The organism is Myroides oncorhynchi, assembly GCF_020905415.1.
Taxonomy (GTDB): Bacteria; Bacteroidota; Bacteroidia; order Flavobacteriales; family Flavobacteriaceae; genus Flavobacterium; species Flavobacterium oncorhynchi_A.
In genome coordinates this window covers 1,809,991-1,831,522 of the sequence record NZ_JAJJMP010000001.1, presented here as the reverse complement: position 1 = coordinate 1,831,522, position 21,532 = coordinate 1,809,991, and the positions used below count along the sequence as shown (strand labels likewise).

General features: G+C 35.1%; 19 protein-coding genes. 12 read left to right on the top strand and 7 right to left on the bottom strand.

What is annotated here, in order from left to right; translation table 11 throughout:
- Genes LNQ81_RS08110 through LNQ81_RS08095 form a run of 4 tightly spaced genes read right to left on the bottom strand, consistent with a single transcriptional unit; the run spans window position 1 to window position 6,348 of the window.
- The gene (locus tag LNQ81_RS08110; RefSeq protein WP_121964934.1) at window positions 1-528 is read right to left on the bottom strand and encodes a DUF3341 domain-containing protein; all 528 of its coding nucleotides are present in this window, start codon (window positions 526-528) and stop codon (window positions 1-3) included.
- 6 nt (window positions 529-534) lie between these two features.
- Window positions 535-1,944 carry an NrfD/PsrC family molybdoenzyme membrane anchor subunit gene (nrfD, locus tag LNQ81_RS08105; RefSeq protein WP_229945770.1) on the bottom strand — a complete coding sequence of 470 codons (1,410 nt, stop codon included), beginning with the start codon at window positions 1,942-1,944 and terminating at the stop codon, window positions 535-537.
- Between the two features lie 38 nt (window positions 1,945-1,982).
- On the bottom strand, window positions 1,983-5,039 hold the full coding sequence (locus LNQ81_RS08100) for a TAT-variant-translocated molybdopterin oxidoreductase (RefSeq protein ID WP_229945768.1): 3,057 nt from the start codon (window positions 5,037-5,039) through the stop codon (window positions 1,983-1,985).
- Window positions 5,040-5,073: 34 nt separating this feature from the next.
- Window positions 5,074-6,348: a c-type cytochrome gene (locus tag LNQ81_RS08095; RefSeq protein ID WP_229945767.1), complete on the bottom strand. Its 1,275-nt coding sequence runs from the start codon at window positions 6,346-6,348 to the stop codon at window positions 5,074-5,076.
- Between the two features lie 217 nt (window positions 6,349-6,565).
- Here LNQ81_RS08095 and LNQ81_RS08090 point away from each other — a divergent pair, with 217 nt between their 5' ends.
- Entirely contained in the window at window positions 6,566-6,946 is a 381-nt protein-coding gene (locus tag LNQ81_RS08090; protein ID WP_229945764.1) for an SPOR domain-containing protein, read from the top strand.
- Window positions 6,947-7,300: 354 nt separating this feature from the next.
- Here LNQ81_RS08090 and leuS read toward each other — a convergent pair whose 3' ends face one another.
- Window positions 7,301-10,114 (bottom strand): leucine--tRNA ligase, encoded by a 2,814-nt coding sequence (gene leuS, locus LNQ81_RS08085; RefSeq protein WP_229945762.1) that lies wholly within the window; start codon window positions 10,112-10,114, stop codon window positions 7,301-7,303.
- Between the two features lie 471 nt (window positions 10,115-10,585).
- Here leuS and LNQ81_RS08080 point away from each other — a divergent pair, with 471 nt between their 5' ends.
- The 5 genes from LNQ81_RS08080 to LNQ81_RS08060 all read left to right on the top strand — a co-directional run bounded on the left by LNQ81_RS08080 (window position 10,586) and on the right by LNQ81_RS08060 (window position 13,887).
- The gene (locus LNQ81_RS08080; RefSeq protein WP_229945760.1) at window positions 10,586-11,467 is read left to right on the top strand and encodes a cell division protein FtsX; all 882 of its coding nucleotides are present in this window, start codon (window positions 10,586-10,588) and stop codon (window positions 11,465-11,467) included.
- 1 nt (window position 11,468) lies between these two features.
- A complete protein-coding gene (locus LNQ81_RS08075; RefSeq protein WP_229945758.1) occupies window positions 11,469-11,711 on the top strand; it encodes a DUF3098 domain-containing protein in 243 nt (80 codons plus the stop codon).
- A gap of 17 nt (window positions 11,712-11,728) precedes the next feature.
- The gene (locus LNQ81_RS08070) at window positions 11,729-12,538 is read left to right on the top strand and encodes an undecaprenyl-diphosphate phosphatase (protein ID WP_229945755.1); all 810 of its coding nucleotides are present in this window, start codon (window positions 11,729-11,731) and stop codon (window positions 12,536-12,538) included.
- Entirely contained in the window at window positions 12,538-13,266 is a 729-nt protein-coding gene (gene truB / locus LNQ81_RS08065) for a tRNA pseudouridine(55) synthase TruB (RefSeq protein ID WP_229945753.1), read from the top strand. Before LNQ81_RS08070 ends, truB begins: the two co-directional genes overlap by 1 nt.
- A gap of 417 nt (window positions 13,267-13,683) precedes the next feature.
- Complete coding sequence (locus tag LNQ81_RS08060) at window positions 13,684-13,887, top strand: hypothetical protein (protein ID WP_229945752.1); 204 nt, start codon at window positions 13,684-13,686, stop codon at window positions 13,885-13,887.
- Window positions 13,888-14,192: 305 nt separating this feature from the next.
- Here the strand turns inward: LNQ81_RS08060 and LNQ81_RS08055 are convergent, their stop codons facing one another.
- On the bottom strand, window positions 14,193-14,555 hold the full coding sequence (locus LNQ81_RS08055; RefSeq protein ID WP_229945750.1) for a hypothetical protein: 363 nt from the start codon (window positions 14,553-14,555) through the stop codon (window positions 14,193-14,195).
- A gap of 172 nt (window positions 14,556-14,727) precedes the next feature.
- Here LNQ81_RS08055 and LNQ81_RS08050 point away from each other — a divergent pair, with 172 nt between their 5' ends.
- Entirely contained in the window at window positions 14,728-15,342 is a 615-nt protein-coding gene (locus LNQ81_RS08050) for a YiiX/YebB-like N1pC/P60 family cysteine hydrolase (protein ID WP_229945749.1), read from the top strand.
- An 82-nt stretch (window positions 15,343-15,424) separates the two neighbouring features.
- Here LNQ81_RS08050 and LNQ81_RS08045 read toward each other — a convergent pair whose 3' ends face one another.
- Window positions 15,425-16,024 (bottom strand): thioredoxin family protein, encoded by a 600-nt coding sequence (locus tag LNQ81_RS08045; RefSeq protein WP_229945747.1) that lies wholly within the window; start codon window positions 16,022-16,024, stop codon window positions 15,425-15,427.
- A gap of 170 nt (window positions 16,025-16,194) precedes the next feature.
- Between LNQ81_RS08045 and LNQ81_RS08040 the strand changes: the two genes are divergently transcribed.
- The 5 genes from LNQ81_RS08040 to asnS all read left to right on the top strand — a co-directional run bounded on the left by LNQ81_RS08040 (window position 16,195) and on the right by asnS (window position 21,437).
- Window positions 16,195-16,989, top strand: coding sequence for a patatin-like phospholipase family protein (locus LNQ81_RS08040; RefSeq protein WP_229945745.1), 795 nt, complete (start codon window positions 16,195-16,197; stop codon window positions 16,987-16,989).
- A gap of 45 nt (window positions 16,990-17,034) precedes the next feature.
- Window positions 17,035-17,754: a UMP kinase gene (gene pyrH / locus LNQ81_RS08035; RefSeq protein ID WP_229945743.1), complete on the top strand. Its 720-nt coding sequence runs from the start codon at window positions 17,035-17,037 to the stop codon at window positions 17,752-17,754.
- Between the two features lie 9 nt (window positions 17,755-17,763).
- Window positions 17,764-18,327, top strand: coding sequence for a ribosome recycling factor (gene frr, locus LNQ81_RS08030; RefSeq protein WP_229945741.1), 564 nt, complete (start codon window positions 17,764-17,766; stop codon window positions 18,325-18,327).
- A gap of 183 nt (window positions 18,328-18,510) precedes the next feature.
- Entirely contained in the window at window positions 18,511-19,602 is a 1,092-nt protein-coding gene (locus LNQ81_RS08025) for a Glu/Leu/Phe/Val dehydrogenase dimerization domain-containing protein (RefSeq protein WP_272492035.1), read from the top strand.
- A 401-nt stretch (window positions 19,603-20,003) separates the two neighbouring features.
- Window positions 20,004-21,437, top strand: coding sequence for an asparagine--tRNA ligase (gene asnS / locus LNQ81_RS08020; protein ID WP_229945739.1), 1,434 nt, complete (start codon window positions 20,004-20,006; stop codon window positions 21,435-21,437).
- The last annotated feature ends 95 nt before the right edge of the window (window positions 21,438-21,532 follow it).

Sequence of the window (21,532 nt, the reverse complement as noted above, 5' to 3'; positions counted from 1 at the left end):
CTACAATTGCTTTTCAATTACTTTAACTTCAACTGCACCAGTCTTCTTGAAGAACTCTATAGCTGACTCTTCATCAGTATTTAAAGCTACTTCCATCAAAAAGTGATCATCCGTAGTTCTTACGTCTGGATTCTCAGCTTCTTTGAAAGGCCATAATTTACTTCTCATAAAGAACGTAAGAACCATTAAGTGAGCAGCAAATAACACTGTCATCTCGAACATAATTGGAACGAAAGCTGGCATATTTTGAATGAAGCTAAAACTTGGCTTACCTCCGATATCTTGTGGCCAATCTACAATCATAATATAATACATCATAAATGTACCAAAAGAAAGTCCAATCAATCCATAGATAAATGCACAAACTGCAAGTCTAGTTGGTTTTAAACCCATTGCCTTATCTAGTCCGTGAACTGGGAATGGAGTATAAATTTCTTCAATATGATGATGAGCATCTCGTGTTTCTTTTACAGCATGTAACAACACATCATCATCGTTGTATAGTGCGTGAATTACTTTATTACTCATAATATATTAATGATTTAAAGATTGATGATTCTCTTTGCTGTCTCTTTCTTTCTTGTAAAACTCTCCTGAAGATTTCAAGATAGTTTTTACCTCTGCCTGTGCAATTACTGGGAAACTTCTAGAGTATAATAAGAATAATACAAAGAAGAAACCAATAGTACCAATATAAATACCGGCATCTACAAAAGTAGGTTGGAACATAGTCCATGATGATGGTAAATAATCACGGTGTAATGACGTAACGATAATTACGAAACGCTCAAACCACATACCAATATTTACAACAATAGAAATAACGAATGAAGCTAAGATGTTTGTTCTAATTTTCTTAAACCACATTACCTGTGGAGAAATTACGTTACAAGTCATCATTAACCAATATGACCACCAGTAAGGTCCTGTTGCACGGTTTAAGAATGCATATTGTTCATACTCTACTCCTGAATACCAAGCAACCCATAACTCAGTGATATAAGCTACCCCAACGATAGAACCTGTAATCATAACTACAATGTTCATTAACTCGATGTGTTGTACAGTAATATAATCTTCTAAGTTAGAAACTTTTCTCATAATGATAAGCAACGTATTAACCATTGCGAATCCAGAGAAGATAGCTCCTGCTACGAAGTATGGAGGTAAGATAGTAGTGTGCCATCCAGGGATAACTGAAGTAGCAAAGTCAAAAGATACAATCGTGTGTACAGAAAGTACAAGAGGTGTAGCTAAACCAGCTAATACTAATGAAACTTCCTCAAAACGTTGCCAGTCTTTTGCACGACCTGACCAACCAAATGATAAAATTGAATATACTCTTTTTGTAAATGGCGTAATAGCTCTATCACGTAACATAGCGAAGTCAGGTAGTAAACCAGTCCACCAGAAAACTAATGATACTGATAAATACGTAGAGATCGCAAATACGTCCCATAATAATGGTGAGTTAAAGTTAACCCATAATGATCCGAACTGGTTAGGAATAGGTAATACCCAGTATGCTAACCATGGACGTCCCATGTGAATGATAGGGAATAAACCAGCCTGAACTACAGAGAAAATTGTCATTGCCTCTGCAGAACGGTTAATCGCCATTCTCCATTTTTGTCTAAATAATAATAATACAGCAGAAATTAATGTACCCGCGTGACCGATACCTACCCACCAAACGAAGTTGGTAATATCCCAAGCCCATCCAACGGTTTTATTTAATCCCCAAGTTCCAATACCTGTACCTACAGTGTAAGCCATACAACCTACTCCCCATAGAAACGCTATTAAAGCTAATGTAAAAACTCTCCACCATAGTTTGTTTGCTCTACCTTCTACAGGTCTAGCCACATCCACAGTTATATCGTGATATGATTTCTCACCAATAACTAAAGGTTTTCTAATGGGTGCTTCGTAATGTGACGACATAATCCTTTATATGTTTCTTTAATTAATAATTCTTTTAACTAGATATTTCTAACCTTAACGTGATAGAATACATTTGGTTTTGTACCAATGTGCTCTAATAAATGGTAAGATCTATCTGACTCAGCTAATTTAGTAATTTCTGACTCTTTATCATTTACATCTCCAAAGATCATTGCTCCACTTGAACAAGCTGCTGAACATGCAGTCTCAAATTCATTTGGACGAACTGCTCTACCTTCATTCTTAGCTTTTAAGATTGTAGATTGAGTCATTTGGATACATAATGAACATTTCTCCATTACCCCTCTTGAACGAACTACTACGTCTGGGTTTAATACCATACGTCCTAAATCATCATTCATGTTGTAATCGAACTCACTATTTTGAGAGTATAAGAACCAGTTGAAACGTCTTACTTTGTAAGGACAGTTATTCGCACAGTATCTAGTACCTACACAACGGTTATACGCCATATGGTTTTGACCTTGACGACCATGTGATGTAGCAGCTACTGGACACACAGTCTCACATGGAGCGTGGTTACAGTGTTGACACATTACTGGCTGGAAAGCTACCTGTGGATTTTCAGCTGGATGCTCTAATTCTTGGAATGCCTCACGGTATTCTCCAAATCCTTTTGTACCTTCTTTCTTAGCTACATCTCCTGCGAATGTATCCTCAGAAGAATAGTATCTATCGATACGTAACCAGTGCATATCTCTACTTCTTCTTACTTCTGACTTACCTACTACAGGTACGTTATTTTCAGCGTGACAAGAGATTACACAAGCACCACATCCAGTACATGCATTTAAGTCAATTGATAAGTTAAAGTGGTGACCCACTGATCTATCAAATGATTCCCAGATATCAATAGTAGAAGCTTTAACTTCAGCGTGATCATAAGATACCACTGGTTTAATGTTCCAAGTCTCTACATCTTCTTTGATAAATTTCTCTAATGTTGTATCTTTTAAGATATCACCTCTACTCATTAAAGTGTTTTGTAACTGAACACAAGCGAACTCATGGTTACCTCCTTCAACAGTAATAGCAGCAGCTTGTACTCCATTAAAGTCTTTGTATAATGTATAAGCATTAACACCTACCTGCATCTCTTCTTTAAGAGCAGCTTTTCTTCCGTATCCGAAAGCTAAACCGATAGTTCCCTTAGCTTGTCCTGGTTGGATTAAAGCTGGCACTTTTTCTAATTTAACTCCGTTAGCTTCGATAGTAACATAGCTACCATCTAAACCTCCGTTAGCTACGTGGAAATTCTTAATTCCTAAAGCTTCAGCATCAGCCTGAGATACAGTTACGTAGTTATCCCAAGATACACGAGTGATCGGATCTGGAAATTCCTGTAACCAAGGGTTATTTGCTTGTTGTCCATCCCCCATACCTGTTTTAGTATAGAAAACTAACTCTAATCCATCTACTTTCTTAGCAGATCCTAATGCAGAAGCTGCAGAAGCGAAATCAGCAGAAGCAGAAACTTTAGCGTTTTCTCCTATAACAGCAAAACCATCATGAACCAATTGATTCCAAGTTTTATCAGCTACGTAAGATTTACCAACAGTTTTTACATATTCGTAGTAAGCTGTGTTATTACCAGCCCATAACAATAATAAATCTTGTAATTGTTTAGTATCGAATAAAGGACGGATAGTAGGTTGCATTACTGAGTAGTGACCTTTTTTGATCATTACATCACCCCAAGACTCTAAGTAGTGAGGAGCAGCAGCAGCTATTGTAGTAAGCAATGCAGTTTCGTCTTCTTTTAATGAGAAAGCAACTGACATTTTAACTTTTTTCAATCCTTCTACGAAAGCAGCACTATCAGCTAAAGTATAAACTGGGTTAACACCTGACATAATCAATGTGTGAACTTTCCCAGCATTCATATCTTTAACTAACTGACCAACTTCAGTAGCATTACCTTTACGTACATTTTTAGTTTGTTCTGGTAAGAAAGCTTGAGATTGTAACTTCTCATTAATAGCGAATACTAATAATTGAGCATTTACATCATCAAGTCCTGATACAAGAACAGCTCTTGAACCACCACTTACTAATTGAGCAGCAGCTTTAGTAACAGCCTCAGCATATTTACCTTCGATAGCAGGAGCAGATACATTAGCACCAACTACTACATTGTAAATCTTAACTAAAGCAGCTTTTTGTTGAGCCACAGTTAATGGAATTCTAACATCAGCATTAGCACCAGATAAAGACATATTCGCCTCAATTTGGATATGCTTAGACATTTTTCCATTTTTAGGAATGCGATTTTGAGCATAAGCTGAATCGTATCCTCCACCTTGCCAATCTCCTAAGATATCAGCACCTACAGAAACAACAACATCAGCATTACCGAAATCGTAATCAGCTAATCCACGTACTCCATACGCTTTCTCATAAGCATCTGCAGCAGCAGAAGATGATACAGCATCATAAACAACATGTTTAGCAGTAGGGTTAGCAGTGATAAACTCTGCTATAACCTTATCAGTTGATGGACTAGCCATTGTATTAGTTAATAATACGATGTTTCCTCCATTTGATTTAGCATCTTGTAAACTTGCTTTTACTTTAGCATCTACTTCATCCCATGAAGCACTTTTACCGCTGATTTTAGATCCCTTCAAACGAAGGCTGTCATACATTGATAAAACTGATGCATTTACACGAGCGTTAGCTCCTGAGTAAGCATTAGCTAGTCTGTTATTATCAACTTTGATTGGACGTCCCTCACGAGTTTTGATCAAAACGTTTACAAAGTCAAATCCATCTGCTATAGTAGTTGCATAATAATCTGCAATTCCAGGAATTATCTCTTCTGGCTGAACTACATACGGAATAGATTTTACAACAGGCCCCTCACATGCAGCTAATGTTGCTGCTGCAGTAGAAAAACCTACATATTTCAAAAAGTCTCGACGAGTTGTTGATGAAGAAGACAATTTATTTTGATCCCCAAGAAACTCATCAGTAGGAATTTCTTCAACAAACTCATTGTTTCTTAGCGACTCAACAATAGAACTATTTTCATTCAGCTCCTCAACACTTTTCCAGTATTTTTTGTTTGATGCCATTGTATATATATATTAGCTTCTTATTCTTAAATTATTAATAGTGACATTTACCACATTCTAAACCTCCCATTTGAGCTACAGTCAATTTCTCAACTCCGTATTTCTCTGATAATTCTTTGTGAATCTTAGCGTAATACTCATTGCTCTCTAACTTAACGTCAGTTTTTCTGTGACAATCGATACACCATCCCATTGTTAATGGAGAGTGTTGTCTCATAATTTCCATTTCTTCAACTGGCCCGTGACAAGTTTGACATTCTAAACCAGCAACGTTAACGTGTTGAGAGTGGTTGTAGTATGCAAAATCAGGTAAGTTGTGTATTCTAACCCATTTAACTGGCTTTTCTTTTCCAGTATATTTCTGAGTAGATGCATCCCATCCTACTGCATCATATAGTTTCTGAATCTCTCCAGTGTAGAATTCAGGAGTATATTTACCATAATCAACTCCAGCTTCACCTGTAAACTCACCAATGTTTTTATGACAGTTCATACAAACATTCAATGATGGAATACCTGATGTCTTACTAGATCTAGCAGAAGAGTGACAGTATTTACAATCAATACCATTATCACCAGCGTGAATCTTGTGAGAGAAGTGAATTGGCTGTACTGGTTCGTACCCTTGATCAACACCTACCTGCATCATCCAACCATACGCAAAGTATGACCCAATTAACACAAGTACTAATGTAGACACAATCACTAAAAACTTATTTTTAACGAATGCAGCACACAAAGGAATAGTTTTGCGAACCTCAGGAGTTAATCCATTAGCCTCAACTACTTTGTTTAATACCTTCTTAACGAAGAATAACATAGTAACTAAAAGCATCAACACAATAACTAATGCTCCTAATACAATCATATTAGAAACACCATCATTATTTGATGTTCCTGCCGCTCCAGCTGCTCCAGCCACAGGTGCTGGTGCTTCAGCTTTAACTTCTGACGTATAAGCTAAAATGTTATCAATATCCTCATCTGACAATGCAGGGAAGTCATTCATAACAACCTTATTCCAGTCGTTAAATAATTTAACAGCAGCAGCATCTCCAGATTTAATTAATGAAGAACTACTTTTAATCCACTTGTGTAGCCAAGCTACATCATGTCGTTCAACTACTCCACGTAGAGCTGGTCCAGTAGAATTTCCATCTAACTTGTGACATGCCGCACAGTTAGAGTTAAACAATTCCTTACCTTTTGCTACATCTTGAGCAAACGAAATTGTAGTAAACGATAGCATTAACGCTAAACAAAAGAATAAAATCTTTGAAAACGAATTATGGTTACCCACTTTTTTCATAGTTATAAAATGATTTTCAACTAAACTTGGTCTTATTTAACAGCCAATTAGACTGCTATCCTATACACCTTATTTACAAACTCCGACAAAAATACAATTTATGACTTACTCTTAAAACCTTTAAAGAGCTTAAAAGTCAATTTATATGCGTTCTAAATAACATCTGATTACCTCATTATCAAGATAATTTGTAAATTTGCCCTAAACATTATTCATTATGAGATTTTTAAGAAATTTTCTTGTCTTAAACTTAGTCCTATTTGCTAATAATCTAATTATAGCACAGTCCTCTAAAACCACGCTAAATGAGCCCTCAGCAATAAAAGAACTACTTAACAAGAAAAAGAATGCGAATACTTCTACAGCAGTAAATGACAAATTCAAGATTCAAATCTTTTATGGAAAAAACACAGAGGCGAGATCTGCCTTAAGTTCATTCAGAAGATTGTATCCTGAGGTAAATGCTACCATTGTTTATACTAATCCTTCTTATAAAGTATTAGTCGGAAATTATAAAACTAGACTTGATGCGGAGCGCAATCTAAAAGCAATCCAAAAAGACTTTGAACATGCATTACTTATTAGACCAGGCAAATAATTCACAAACTTATAATAGACCAAAAAGGGTTGTTAGTTTTTACTAACAACCCTTTTTATTTATATCAAAACATAACTTTAAACCCAGATTACGCGATAGACATCTAAACGATAAGTAATTATACAAGGTAGGTCTAAATTAGTAATACAAGCATACTATAGTATGGTTTTAGAGCTAATTAAAGAAGTACGAAGTAGAAATACTTTGTAGTATTTGGCTAATGCGTAATCTGGGTTAAAACAACGACTAACCTCTTTCAAAATACAAAAGCCTTAACTCAAGAGCTAAGGCTTTTCTTATAATATTCACATCTCTAAATGATGCATTGTTACTTTATTCAATATATGCGAAATACTAACCTACTAGATTAATAATCTTACCTGGCACGATGATTATCTTCTTAGGAGCATTCCCTTGTAATTGAGCTATTGTACGCTCATCTGCTAAGATAGCTGCTTTAATTTCTTCTTCAGTTAAATCTAATGGCAACTCAATCTTAAATCTCATTTTTCCATTAAACGACACAGGGTATTCCTTAGCACTCTCTACTAAATAAGAAGCTTTGAATTCTGGGAACTCTGCATAAGTAATAGATGTCGTATGCCCTAACATTGACCATAACTCTTCTGCGATATGTGGCGCATATGGAGAAACGATAATTGCTAATGACTCTAAGATAACTCTGTGATTACACTTTTGTTGAGATAACTCATTCACACAAATCATAAATTGAGAAACCGAAGTATTGAAAGAGAAATTCTCTATATCCTCAGTAACCTTTTTAATTGTCTTATGAAGTGACTTATACATCTCTGGAGTAGGCTCATCATTTATCACCACTACACCATTATCATCAGCATATAATCTCCATAGTTTTTTCAAGAAACCTGCGACTCCAGAAATACCAGCAGTATTCCATGGTTTTGCCTGTTCTAATGGACCTAAGAACATTTCGTATAAACGTAGTGTATCTGCTCCATATTCTTCACAGATATCATCTGGATTAACCACATTATAATAAGACTTAGACATCTTCTCTACCTCATGACCAACGATATATTTACCATTCGCATTAAGAATAAACTCAGCTCCAGCATAATCAGGTCTCCAAGCTTTAAACTCGTCTGTATCTAACTCTGAAGAAGAATTCACTAATCCAACATAAGCATATAGCTGTTGTACTTTTTCATCCTTAATCATATCCTTAGATATAAAGGTATTCGTGCCTTCTATTCTATATACTAAAGCAGAAGTTCCTAAGATCATTCCTTGGTTAATTAATTTTTTGAACGGCTCTTCTGTTGGAGCAACTCCAAAATCTTTTAAGAACTTATTCCAAAAACGACTGTATAATAGATGTCCTGTAGCGTGCTCATTCCCTCCTATATATAAGTCTACATTTTGCCAATATGCCAACGCCTCTGGTGAAGCGATATCTTCAGTATTCTGAGGATCCATATAACGCATCCAATACCATGAAGAACCAGCCCATCCTGGCATTGTATTTAATTCTAGAGGGAATACTGATACTCCATCTATTTTATCGTTCTCTACTACTTTATTATTTACTGTATCCCATGCCCATACTGCAGCATTTCCTAAAGGTGGTTGTCCATCTTCAGTAGGCAAGTATTTTTCTACTTCTGGAAGAACGATTGGAAGAAATTTCTTATCAATCATCTTTGGAAGATTATTTACGTAGTACACAGGGAAAGGTTCACCCCAATAACGCTGACGAGAAAATACTGCATCGCGTAAACGGTAGTTCGTTTTACCATTACCATGTTCTATTTTTTCTAACGCTTCGATAGCTTTAGCAGTAGCTTCTTTATAGCTTAATCCATTTAAGAAATCAGACTCTATTAATAAGAAACCTTCTTTATCAGCATAAGCTTCTTCAGTAATATCTTGATTAAAAATATTTTTGATTGTAATATTAAAATGCTTAGCGAATGCATAATCTCTAGTATCTCCAGCAGGCACAGCCATAACAGCTCCTGTACCATAACCAGCTAATACATAATCACCAATCCATATCTCGATTGGCTCTTTCGTGAATGGATGTTCAGCATACGCTCCAGTAAACACACCCGAGATAGTCTTCACATCTGCCATACGGTCACGCTCACTACGCTTAGAAGTAGCTTCTACATAAGCCTCAACAGCCTCTTTCTGATCAGCAGTAGTAATCTTACTCACTAAATCATGCTCAGGAGCTAACGTCATAAAGCTTACACCAAATATCGTATCAGGTCTAGTAGTAAATACTTTGATAGTATCTTCTCCTTCTTTAAGATTAAACACCACAGACGCCCCTACCGACTTACCGATCCAGTTACGTTGACTCTCTTTAATACTCTCTGTCCAGTCAATATCATTAAGCCCTTGTAGTAAACGTTCCGCATAAGCAGATATACGCATACTCCATTGCTTCATTTTCTTTCTCACTACAGGATGACCTCCACGCTCTGATAGACCATCTTTGATCTCATCATTAGCAAGTACAGTACCTAACGCAGGACACCAGTTAACTTCTGTTTCTGCTAAGTAAGTCATTCTATATTTAAGTAACATTGTTTCTTTCTCATCTGCACTGAATGCATTCCACTGGTCTGCGCTGAATACTTCGATAGCATCATCACATACAGCCTGCACATTTGCATTTCCTTCTTTTTCAAAAACAGCTACTAATGTATCAATTGATTCAGCTTTATCACTTACCTTATTATACCATGCATTAAACAACTGGATAAAAATCCACTGCGTATGCTTATAATAATCCGCATTAGAAGTACGTACCTCTCTACTCCAATCAAAAGAGAAACCAATTTTATCTAACTGCTCTCTATATCTAGCAATGTTCACTTCTGTTGTTACAGCAGGATGTTGCCCTGTTTGGATAGCATACTGCTCAGCAGGAAGTCCAAAACTATCATATCCTTGAGGGTGGAGAACATTAAAACCTTTTTGACGTTTAAAACGAGTATAGATATCTGATGCGATGTATCCGAGTGGATGCCCCACGTGTAACCCTGCTCCAGATGGATAAGGGAACATATCTAAGATGTAATACTTCGGCTTATCAGCGTTATTCTCGATTTTGAAAGTTTGGTTTTCTTTCCAAAATTTCTGCCACTTAGCTTCAATTTCGTTTGGATAATACTTCATACTATAATTTATATATCAAATTTTACACTTGGGGTCTTTGTTTACCTTCTACAGATTATACCTCTGAGCTCAGTAAATACGTACTAAAAGTAGTCCTGTTATTTTTGAGTAAGCTAAGATAAATACTTTACCCTTAATCCTGCAACTACCATTTACTACGAATTAATTCTACTTTACTTAGCTTCAATTATCTCTTAAACCACACTACAGTGTGCTTTAATCACTAATATTGCTCTGTTTTGTATAATTTATTCTCGTTTAAATGTTTTCTGCAGACTTAAGGTTTAAAAAATGAACTGACTTACAGAACACTTCTATCCTATCTATCAACAACTAATCTGTGATTTCATCAAAAATCCCATCCGTTCAGGCAAAAATAAACTATATTTATAACAATTAGAAAACTTTAATCGTTATTGTCTTAATAAAAACGTTTTTGTTTGTTATTTTTACGCACTTAAATTAGATTGTATGGCAAGCTCTTATGAAAAATATCAAAAGCGAAGATTAATCTCTTCTTATTTTTCTGTTATCCTTAGTATTTTCTTAGTGCTATTCCTTTTAGGATCACTATGCTTATTCGTTATTAACTCTAAAAAAATCTCAGATAACTTTAGAGAGAATATACCGATGACAATATTCATCGAAAAGAGCACTACCAAAGCTGATTTAGACAAATTCGGTGCATCATTAGGTAAAAAGAACTATATAAAAGAAGTAAAATTCGTTTCTAAAGAAGATGCTGCTAAAGAACATCAAGAAACACTAGGAGAGGACTTCGTAGAATATCTAGGTTTTAACCCATTACAAGATTCCTACGATATCCACCTTAAAGGTGAATATGTAGTGAATGATAGTATTGATACTATCCTTAAAGAATTAAATACAAACACAGCTATATCAGATATTAAATACGATAAACAACTAGTAGATTTAGTGAATGAGAATGTAGATAAAGTAACTCAATGGGTACTTATATTAGCAGCATTCCTAACTGTAGTATCAATGCTATTAATCAATAGTTCACTGCGTTTATTAATATTTTCTAGTCGATTCACGATTAAAACAATGCAAATGGTAGGTGCTACTAAGCGCTTCATTAGAAGACCATTTATTAATCACAGTATGAAACTAGGGATTATTGGTTCTATATTAGCTATTATTGCAATCACAGCACTTACTTTCTATGCAGACAGTAAGATGCCAGACTTAAACATCAATCCTAAAGAAGATTATATGCCATTAGTAATTGTATCTATTGGTATATTAGTACTTGGAATGCTTATTACTAGTATTAGTACATTCTTTGCTACACAAAGATTCTTAAACCTAAAATCAGACGAACTTTATTAATATGAAAGATCAAGATCAAAACAAGGATACTCTTCTTTTCTCTAAGAAGAACTACATCATTCTACTAGTAAGTATTGCACTTGTTGCACTAAGTTTTTTCTTAATGGCAGGAGCTACTAATGATGTACCAACAGAATTTAATGAAGACATCTACAGCTTTAGACGTATACACTTAGCACCAGCTGTATTCTTTATCGCTATGGGAGTAGCAATCTACGCAATATTCAAAAAAGATAACAAATAACAAACTATATACAATAAATGGATTTAATACAAGCTATCCTCCTAGCCATAGTAGAAGGACTAACTGAATATCTACCAGTATCTTCTACTGCTCACATGATATTCGTAAGTTCTGCTTATGGAATACAAGAAGACGAATTCGTTAAACTTTTTCAAACTGCTATACAGTTCGGAGCTATCCTAGCCGTTGTTGCACTATATTGGAGAAAGTTCCTTGACTTCAGTAAACTTAACTTTTACAAAAAACTAGTACTAGCGGTTATACCAGCTTTAGTTTTAGGTAAGTTATTTGACGAAGCCATAGACAAGGTTTTAGGAGAAACTGTATATATCGCTATTATGTTGATAATAGGTGGTATTGTATTAATATTTATAGACAAATACTTTAAGAACCCTAAGACAGTTAGAGAAGAAGATATCACTGTTAAACAAGCTATAACTATCGGTTTTTGGCAATGTCTAGCGATGATGCCTGGTACGAGTAGATCTGCTGCTTCTATCATCGGGGGTATGCAACAAGGTCTTTCTCGCCAAGTAGCTGCTGAGTTCTCATTCTTCTTAGCTGTTCCTACTATGGCAGCCGTGACTGTATATTCTATCGTATTAAAGAAATACGAATCAGGAAGAATAGGATACGAGATACTATTAGACAATCCAGATAATATGAAGTTATTCTTATTAGGTAACGTCATCGCGTTTGTTGTATCTATTGTCGCAATCAAATTCTTTATCGGAATTATCAAAAAATACGGTTTCAAACCATGGGGATACTACCGTATTATCGCTGGAGCTATACTATTATTCTACTTCGGATACCTTAAACAATAATGATACAATACAATAAAGAAGCCTTCCAAGAAGGGCAAATACTCTTAATAGACAAACCGCTTACTTGGTCATCGTTTCAGGCTGTGAACAAGATTAAATGGCTATTAAAAAAACACTTTGAATTGAAGAAAATTAAAGTAGGACACGCAGGAACACTAGATCCATTAGCGTCAGGACTACTGATTATCTGTACAGGTAAATTCACTAAACAAATCAGTGAACTACAAGGGCAAATCAAAGAATACACAGGTACGATCACTTTAGGTGGAACTACTCCATCTTACGACTTAGAGACAGAGATAGACCAGACCTATCCTACAGAACATATCACTGATAGCGTATTAGACGAAGCTAGAGTATCATTCATCGGTACGATAGAACAACGTCCACCTATCTTCTCTGCTCTTAAGAAAGACGGTAAACGACTTTATGAGCACGCTCGTAAAGGAGAAGAAGTAGAGATACCTACTCGTCCGATCACGATTGAAGAGTTCGAATTAACTAAAGTAGAGATGCCTGATGTAGATTTTAGAACAGTATGTTCTAAAGGTACATACATCAGATCTCTAGCGTATGACTTCGGTCTTAAAGTTAATTCAGGAGCACACTTAAGTGCATTACGCAGAACTAAAATAGGTGACTTCGATGTTGCAAATGCTGTTACTCCAGAACAATTTGAAGAACAGTTATTAAAAGCACTAGGCATCGACACTCCAGTACAAGAGTAACACATACCTAAATATATAATCAAAAGCTACAAGGAGACTTGTGGCTTTTTTTATCTCATGATTTCTTAAACTAATGTGACAGATTAACGGTAGGCTATCTTTATCCAATTAACTTTCGCTTACATTTATTACATAATCTAGAGAAACTCATCTCCCCTTGCACATATCTCCTGAATAAGTGCCCTTTCACTGCCCTATTCCTGCTCAGGAGGTCTGATTCAGCAAGCGTACCGCATACATACCTCACGCATTGCCCAATACAATAGTATCCAAAATAATAGAAATAAACCTATACTTAAATTTGATTGGGATTATATAAAAGCTAATGAAAGTTGATCTATCAAAAACCCAAAATAATCTTTTGTACATCACTGATTATAAATAAATTAACACTAGTTTTTTTTAATATCACAACTTATGAAAACAGAAAATGACCAACCTAGTAAAGCAGCGATAACTTCCCGAAACATCGCTTTTAATAAGAGTTTAATCAGTCACGTGTACTATGACGAAGATGGCGATTGGCAATTTTTTGATGGAATTACCATTAACGAAGATGATCTTATAGTGGTATCCATTCAACAAATATTAGCATTAGATCCTACATTAAACCTGGATTAAGCGATAGACGTATAAACGAAAAGTAATTATACAAAACAGCCCTGAATTTAAGAAAAAAGCATACTGTAGTATGGTTTTAGAAGAAATGAAAGAGATATGAAGTAGAATTGCTTTGCAGTATTTGACTAATGCTTAATCTGGGTAAAAATCTTTACCTGAAATGGAAATAGGAGAAAGTGCAACTAGAAGTTCTTTAACGGATAATTGGAAGAAATTTTAAAGTAGATTATTTAGAAAGTTATTAGAGGCTGAGATATAAAAGCTTCTTACTAAATAAGTATACAGAGTACAGCTACTATGACACCCTAATGATTACTCTCTTTTTTAAAGGACAGCTTATACTCTACTCCATTGGTATCAGTACCAATAAGTCCTCCCTCCTGTACGCGTCTAACTTCAATATAAAACTGAAGAGAGATACTGTCTTTTGCTATATATCCCGCACCTGTCTCTCCTACTAACCTGACTTTCCCAACAAAATAATCACCTACCTTATTCACTCCTTCTACTAAATATTCAAACACATTCTCTTTGGTATCCGATACTACAGGAGACATCAGAGGCATCACTCTTTCTGGTTCATCTGTATTCTTCACATCCGTATACTTATTACATCCTACAAATGCAACTAAGCTTATAATAAATATTAAATTTACCTTACTGCGCATATTTAACAACATAATTATCTTTTCTCGCAAACGAATGTAGAGATACTATTAAGGATAACATACTGTTAAAAAGTGAACACTAGGTTTTTATGAGTAAGGAACTTAGCAATTATTGTTTTATTGAGTTTGATAATCAATACCACACACCTTATCTTCGCAGAAACAACTTTTTATGCGTATTATATTATTATTTTTTCTTAGTACTCAACTTATTTGGTCTCAACAAACAGATTATAAAGAAGGAGATTTCATCTTTCAAAACATCAATTGCGGTCCGTTATGCGAAGCGATTAATGAAGTTACTCATGGCTATAACAACATTAACTTTAATCATATCGGTATGATTATAGAACATGAAGGAACATTACAAGTCATAGAAGCAACTTGGCCTGAAGTGTGTATCACTCCACTTGATAAGTTTATTGCTAAGAACGTAGAAGCCCAGTATATAGGGAGATTACTACCTGAATATCAAGGATTGATTACTGATGCCAAAGCCTTTACTATAGCACAAGTGGGACTTCCTTATGATGTAAATTATCTAATGAATAATAGTAAATACTACTGTTCTGAGCTGATATACGACGCATTTAAAAGTGCCAATAATAATGAAGAAGTATTTAGACTCTTCCCAATGACCTACAAGTCTAAAAAGACAAATGAATTCTTTCCTGTTTGGCTAGATTACTTTGAAAATCTGAATCAAGAAGTTCCAGAAGGATTACAAGGATGTAACCCAGCAGGTATGTCTTTATCTGATAAGATAGTTATTCTAGGCGCATTATGATGTTGTGATGTTGTGAATATCTCTGTTTATCAAAGGTAATTGTGTTGAACAGAAAGCCAAAATCACAACATCACAAAAAAACTTAAATAAAAGAAGTCATTAATTCTATTACCTCTTTCTGTACTTCATGTCCTTTATCTTTAGTATACCACATTTGCAGTGCTACTTTACCTGCTTCATCTACTACCCCATGAGTAGCTTTATAATCAGTGACAACTTTCTGAGCCAGTATAGGTCTTGGTCCCCAATCTCCTAATACTTTTAAAGTATCCTGTTCTACTATGATCAACTTTGGAATAGCTCTACCTCCATTAGTAAGAAAAGCATCCATCAATTCAAGATTCTGATCTCTAAATACTATTCTTAATTCGATATTATCAGTTGACTCAGCCATCTTGTTAAGTATAGGCACTATTTGCGCCGCATCACCACACCAGCTCTCAGAGATAACAATCCAAGTGTATTTCTTCTTTAATCCCGCTAATTTAGCAATTACTTCTTCCTCTACTTTCATCGTTTTGTCAAGCCTATGTAATCTAGCTTCATTCAGTTCTGCATAAGCCAAATAATCATCTTCTAAGTTCAAAATACTCTTATCAGTAGCGAGTGCTTCAGTCACATAGTGACGAAACTCATTATAACTTAAACTTTTCTCAATGTATTTTGGATCAATGTTTATCATTTTGTTTAATTTTATTGTTTGTTACTATCAAAGATAAACTTTTTAAAGGATATCGAAGTCATAACAAAGAGTTTGGAATAAATAATACAGTAATTTCTGCTAATAAAACAAAGGAGGTATAGACAATCTAGAATACGTCAACAACTCATTAAAAAACAATACACAGAAGAATGAAAGAGAACAAAATAGGATTAGTACTTTCTGGTGGAGGGTATAAAGGAATCGCTCATGCAGGAGTGTTACAGTTTCTAGACGAACAAAATATTAAACCCGACTTTCTAGCTGGTACAAGTGCAGGCTCTATTGTCTCTTCCTTATATGCTGCAGGTATAGAACCTAAAGAAATATTAATCTTCTTTAAGTCTGTCAACTTGTTTAACTGGCAACATTTTACTTTAAAAAAAGCAGGATTAATCGATGTGAATACTTTCGATAGATATCTAAAAAAAGTATTTGGAGAAATGACTTTAGGAGAACTACCTATCCCTGTATATATCAATGCAACAAATATCGTAACAGGTGAACTTCATATATTCAAGAAAAAAACAAAGGTAGTAGATGCTATATTGGCATCAAGTGCTTTCCCTGGTGTATTCTCTCCATACCAAATCGGAGACAAACTGTATAGTGATGGAGGTATATTAAACAACTTCCCCATAGACATAATCAAAAAAAAATGTGACTATATAATCGGTAGCAATGTCACACCAATAGAAGAAGCTACACCTGAGAACTTAACCTCTATCAAAGCTGTAACAATAAGAGCTTATGAACTTATGACTAGAATGCAAAATGCAAGACAAGGCCAACTATGTGACTGGCTAATAGAACCGAAAGAGCTAAACATGTATTCAACCTTCGAAAGAAGTAAGAAAAAAATGGATGAAATTTATGATTTAGGTTACAATACTGCTAAAGAGACATTTACAGAGAATCAACATATTTTTCAAAAAGCTACCCCATAGAAGCATATAATCTTTATATTTGCAAAACTTTAAAAATATCTTTCAATGAAGTACAAAAGAATTCTACTGAAATTAAGTGGAGAAGCTTTAATGGGTGATCAACAATACGGTATTGATCCTAAAAAACTAGCAGAGTATGCTGCTGAAGTAAAAAAAGTTCACGAATTAGGTGTTGAAATTGCAATTGTAATAGGGGGAGGAAATATTTTTAGAGGTGTTGCAGGTGCAAATGTAGGAATGGATCGTGTACAAGGTGATTATATGGGTATGTTAGCTACTATAATCAATGGTATGGCATTACAAGGAGCACTAGAGGCTGCTGGTATGCTAACTAGATTACAGACAGCTTTAAAAATAGAAGCTGTAGCAGAGCCTTATATCAAGAGAAGAGCTGTTCGTCACTTAGAAAAAGGAAGAATTGTAATCTTCGGAGCTGGAACAGGTAACCCATACTTCACTACAGATACAGCAGCTGTATTACGCGGTGTAGAGATTAATGCTGATGTAATCTTAAAAGGGACTAGAGTAGATGGTGTTTATACAGCTGATCCTGAAAAAGACCCTACAGCTATTAAATACGAAAGAATCTCTTTTAGTGACTGCTTAACAAAAGGACTAAATGTAATGGATACTACGGCATTTACTCTAAGTAGAGAAAATGACTTGCCTATAGTAGTATTCGATATGAATAAAGAAGATAATTTATTAAAAGTTTGCCAAGGTAACGAATCAGTAGGTACTACTGTTGCTGTAAACATTAATTAAATCAAAGTTATGACAGAAGAAATCAATTTAATAATCGACGCTGCCAAAGAGTCTATGGATAACACTGTAGCTCACTTAGATAAATCACTATTAAACATCCGTGCAGGAAAAGCTTCTCCACAGATGTTAGGAGCTGTATTCGTAGACTACTACGGCTCTCCGACTCCACTATCTCAGGTAGCTAATGTTAATGCTGCTGATGCGCGTACACTAACAGTGACTCCTTGGGAGAAAGCAATGTTACAACCTATAGAAAAAGCAATCATGATTGCTAACTTAGGGTTAAACCCAATGAATAATGGTGATAACATTATCATTAACATACCTGCCCTAACAGAAGAAAGACGTAAGGACTTAGCGAAACAAGCTAAAACAGAGGCTGATGATGCTAAAATCGGTATTAGAAATTCTCGTAAAGATGCTAATAACGATATCAAAAAAGAAGAAAAAAATGGAACATCGGAAGACATCTGTAAAGATGCTGAAGAAAGAGTTCAGAAACTAACTGATGGTTACATCAAAAAAATAGATGATATTCTTGCTGTTAAAGAAGCAGAAATCATGAAAGTTTAATTAAATCCGCAAGTATGCGGATTTTTTTTTATCTAATATCCTCCTATTTACAAAATATCTTTAAAGGATTCGTATATCCATACCTCCATACTCTTATCTACTTAATAATCAATACTTTTTTCATTATCTTTATAATGTGTTTATTGTTAAAACACGCCAACCTAATCCCAAAAGACATTGATTATGACTACAAAAATCTATTCGCCAGAAGAGTTAAAAACTATGGCACCAGTATTTGGACAAGTTTCATTTGACAATCACGAGCAAATCGTATTTTGTCACGACAAAGAGTCTGGATTAAAAGCAATCATCGGTATACACAACACTACATTAGGCCCTGCATTAGGAGGCACTAGAATGTGGAACTACGCTTCAGAATGGGAAGCACTAAATGATGTACTACGACTATCTAGAGGTATGACCTATAAATCTGCTATATCAGGGTTAGACCTTGGCGGAGGAAAAGCAGTAATCATGGGAGATTCTAAAAAAGACAAAAATCCTGAATTGATTAAAGCATTCGCTCATTACGTAAATTCTTTAAGTGGTCGATATATTACTGCAGAGGATGTAGGATCTACTACTGCTGACATGGATTTAATTCACACTATTACACCTCACGTAACGGGTATATCTGAAAGTTTAGGCGGATCAGGTAATCCATCACCCGTAACAGCCTATGGTGTATTTATGGGACTTAAAGCTGCTGTTAACTTCCAATTTGGAACAGATAACTTAGAAGGTAAAAAAGTTCTTGTACAAGGTATTGGTAATGTAGGTGAAACTTTAGTAAAACACCTAACTGAACACGGTGCCATAGTAACAATCACAGATATTAATGAAGAAAGAGTAACAGAAGTAGCTAAAAAATACAATACTAAAATATTCAGAGGTACAGATTTATATCTCGAAGATGTAGATATCTATGCTCCATGTGCTCTAGGGGCAACAATCAATGACGATTCTATCGAAAAACTCAAAGCAAAAGTTATTGCTGGTGCAGCTAATAACCAATTAGCAATTGAAGCAATACACGGTAAACGTCTACAAGAACGTGGCATCGTATACGCTCCAGACTTTTTAATCAATGCTGGAGGTATAATTAATGTTTTTGGAGAGATAGCAAACTATGGGTTAGATGAGGCTTTAAAACGCACTGAAAATATCTATAATACAACTTTAGCAGTACTAAACTATGCTAAAGAACACAACATTACTTCTCAACAAGCTGCAATGAAAAAAGCAGAAGACAGAATCAATAGCACAAAAAAATAATCTGACACCAGTTATATTGACACAAGGCAATCTCTCTAGAGGTTGCCTTTATTGTATTATTTAAACCCACATTAGCGTTACCCCATAATCAGCGTTAGCTAAATACTACAAAGAGGCTCTAATTCACAGCTCTACCATTAGCACCTCAACCATACTACAGTATACTTGAATTACTATTTCAGATCTATTTTGTATAATTACTTTCCCCCTATACACCTATCTCATATTCTGGGTTAAACTAACATATTATTGGCAACCCCAAACTCATGAAATAGTCTATCATACACAATATTTACAGTAATATCACAATTTCTTTATTCCATAATACACAATAATTTACTATTTTTGCAAGTATTTGAAATTGTCGAAATAAGACAAAGATTACTAAATTATAAATCACGATGAAACATACGAAAATTAACGATCTACTAGCGGGCAAAGGCCTACTTCATGAAGTCAAAGCAAAAGGATGGGTAAAAACGTTTAGAAATAACCAATTTATCGCCTTGAATGATGGGTCAACGATTAACAATATTCAATGTGTTGTTGATTTAGATAAATTCCCTGCAGAGTTGTTAAAAAAAGTACATACAGGGGCTGCAATTTGTGTTAGAGGGACACTAGTAGAGAGCCAAGGAGCAGGTCAATCAGTAGAGATACAAGTAGAGAGCTTAAAAGTATATGGTGAAGCTAATCCTGAAGAATACCCTATACAGCCTAAAAAGCATTCACTTGAATTCTTACGTGAGAATGCTCACTTAAGAATCCGTACAAATATGTTCGGAGCTATTATGAGAGTGCGTAGCGTACTATCTTTCGCTGTACACAAATACTTCCAAGACAACGGGTTTAACTACTTCAATGCACCTATCATCACTGGATCAGATGCTGAAGGAGCTGGAGAAATGTTTAGAGTAACTAACTTAGATCTAAACAACTTACCTCGTACAGAAGAAGGACAAATAGATACAAAACAAGATTTCTTCGGAAAGACAACTAACCTAACTGTATCGGGACAATTAGAAGCTGAGACTTATGCTATGGCATTAGGTTCAGTATATACATTTGGACCTACTTTCCGTGCTGAGAATTCTAATACTTCTCGTCACTTAGCAGAATTCTGGATGATCGAACCTGAAGTGGCATTTAACCATTTGGACGATAACATGGACTTAGCAGAAGACTTTATCAAATACGTAATAAACTACGTATTAGAGAAATGTGCAGATGACTTAGAGTTCTTAGATAAGCGTTTATTTGAAGAAGAGAAATCTAAGCCTCAAGCTGAGCGCAGTGAGATGTCATTGTTAGAAAAATTGCGTTTCGTAGTAGAGAACAACTTTAAACGTGTGAGTTACACTGAAGCGATTGATATCTTAAGAAACTGTAAGCCAAATAAGAATAAAAAATTCAACTATATCATCGATGGATGGGGTGCAGATTTACAAAGTGAGCATGAGCGTTACTTAGTAGAGAAACACTTTAAATGTCCAGTAATTTTATTTGATTACCCTGCTGACATCAAAGCGTTCTATATGAGAATGAATGAAGACGGCAAGACAGTAAGAGCGATGGATATATTATTCCCTGGGATCGGAGAGATCGTAGGAGGTTCTGAAAGAGAAGAGCGCTATGATGTTCTTTTAGAGAAAATAGAAAAGATGGGAATAGACAAAGAAGAATTATGGTGGTACTTAGACACTAGAAAATTCGGAACAGCTCCACATAGTGGTTTTGGTCTTGGTTTTGAGCGCCTTGTACTATTCGTAACAGGAATGACGAATATTAGAGACGTAATCCCTTTCCCTAGAACACCGCAAAACGCTGAGTTTTAATATAACAATAGCTTTATAAAAGTGTTTACTTTATCACATATTTTTATTAAATTTGAAAAAGAATATGTTTTAAAGTAAACATTTTTTTTATTTAT

Coding starts and splice junctions, on each gene's coding strand:
- LNQ81_RS08110 (WP_121964934.1), bottom strand. CDS start 528: ATGAGTAATAAAGTAATTCACGCACTATACAACGATGATGATGTGTTG.
- nrfD (WP_229945770.1), bottom strand. CDS start 1,944: ATGTCGTCACATTACGAAGCACCCATTAGAAAACCTTTAGTTATTGGT.
- LNQ81_RS08100 (WP_229945768.1), bottom strand. CDS start 5,039: ATGGCATCAAACAAAAAATACTGGAAAAGTGTTGAGGAGCTGAATGAA.
- LNQ81_RS08095 (WP_229945767.1), bottom strand. CDS start 6,348: ATGAAAAAAGTGGGTAACCATAATTCGTTTTCAAAGATTTTATTCTTT.
- LNQ81_RS08090 (WP_229945764.1), top strand. CDS start 6,566: ATGAGATTTTTAAGAAATTTTCTTGTCTTAAACTTAGTCCTATTTGCT.
- leuS (WP_229945762.1), bottom strand. CDS start 10,114: ATGAAGTATTATCCAAACGAAATTGAAGCTAAGTGGCAGAAATTTTGG.
- LNQ81_RS08080 (WP_229945760.1), top strand. CDS start 10,586: ATGGCAAGCTCTTATGAAAAATATCAAAAGCGAAGATTAATCTCTTCT.
- LNQ81_RS08075 (WP_229945758.1), top strand. CDS start 11,469: ATGAAAGATCAAGATCAAAACAAGGATACTCTTCTTTTCTCTAAGAAG.
- LNQ81_RS08070 (WP_229945755.1), top strand. CDS start 11,729: ATGGATTTAATACAAGCTATCCTCCTAGCCATAGTAGAAGGACTAACT.
- truB (WP_229945753.1), top strand. CDS start 12,538: ATGATACAATACAATAAAGAAGCCTTCCAAGAAGGGCAAATACTCTTA.
- LNQ81_RS08060 (WP_229945752.1), top strand. CDS start 13,684: ATGAAAACAGAAAATGACCAACCTAGTAAAGCAGCGATAACTTCCCGA.
- LNQ81_RS08055 (WP_229945750.1), bottom strand. CDS start 14,555: ATGCGCAGTAAGGTAAATTTAATATTTATTATAAGCTTAGTTGCATTT.
- LNQ81_RS08050 (WP_229945749.1), top strand. CDS start 14,728: ATGCGTATTATATTATTATTTTTTCTTAGTACTCAACTTATTTGGTCT.
- LNQ81_RS08045 (WP_229945747.1), bottom strand. CDS start 16,024: ATGATAAACATTGATCCAAAATACATTGAGAAAAGTTTAAGTTATAAT.
- LNQ81_RS08040 (WP_229945745.1), top strand. CDS start 16,195: ATGAAAGAGAACAAAATAGGATTAGTACTTTCTGGTGGAGGGTATAAA.
- pyrH (WP_229945743.1), top strand. CDS start 17,035: ATGAAGTACAAAAGAATTCTACTGAAATTAAGTGGAGAAGCTTTAATG.
- frr (WP_229945741.1), top strand. CDS start 17,764: ATGACAGAAGAAATCAATTTAATAATCGACGCTGCCAAAGAGTCTATG.
- LNQ81_RS08025 (WP_272492035.1), top strand. CDS start 18,511: ATGACTACAAAAATCTATTCGCCAGAAGAGTTAAAAACTATGGCACCA.
- asnS (WP_229945739.1), top strand. CDS start 20,004: ATGAAACATACGAAAATTAACGATCTACTAGCGGGCAAAGGCCTACTT.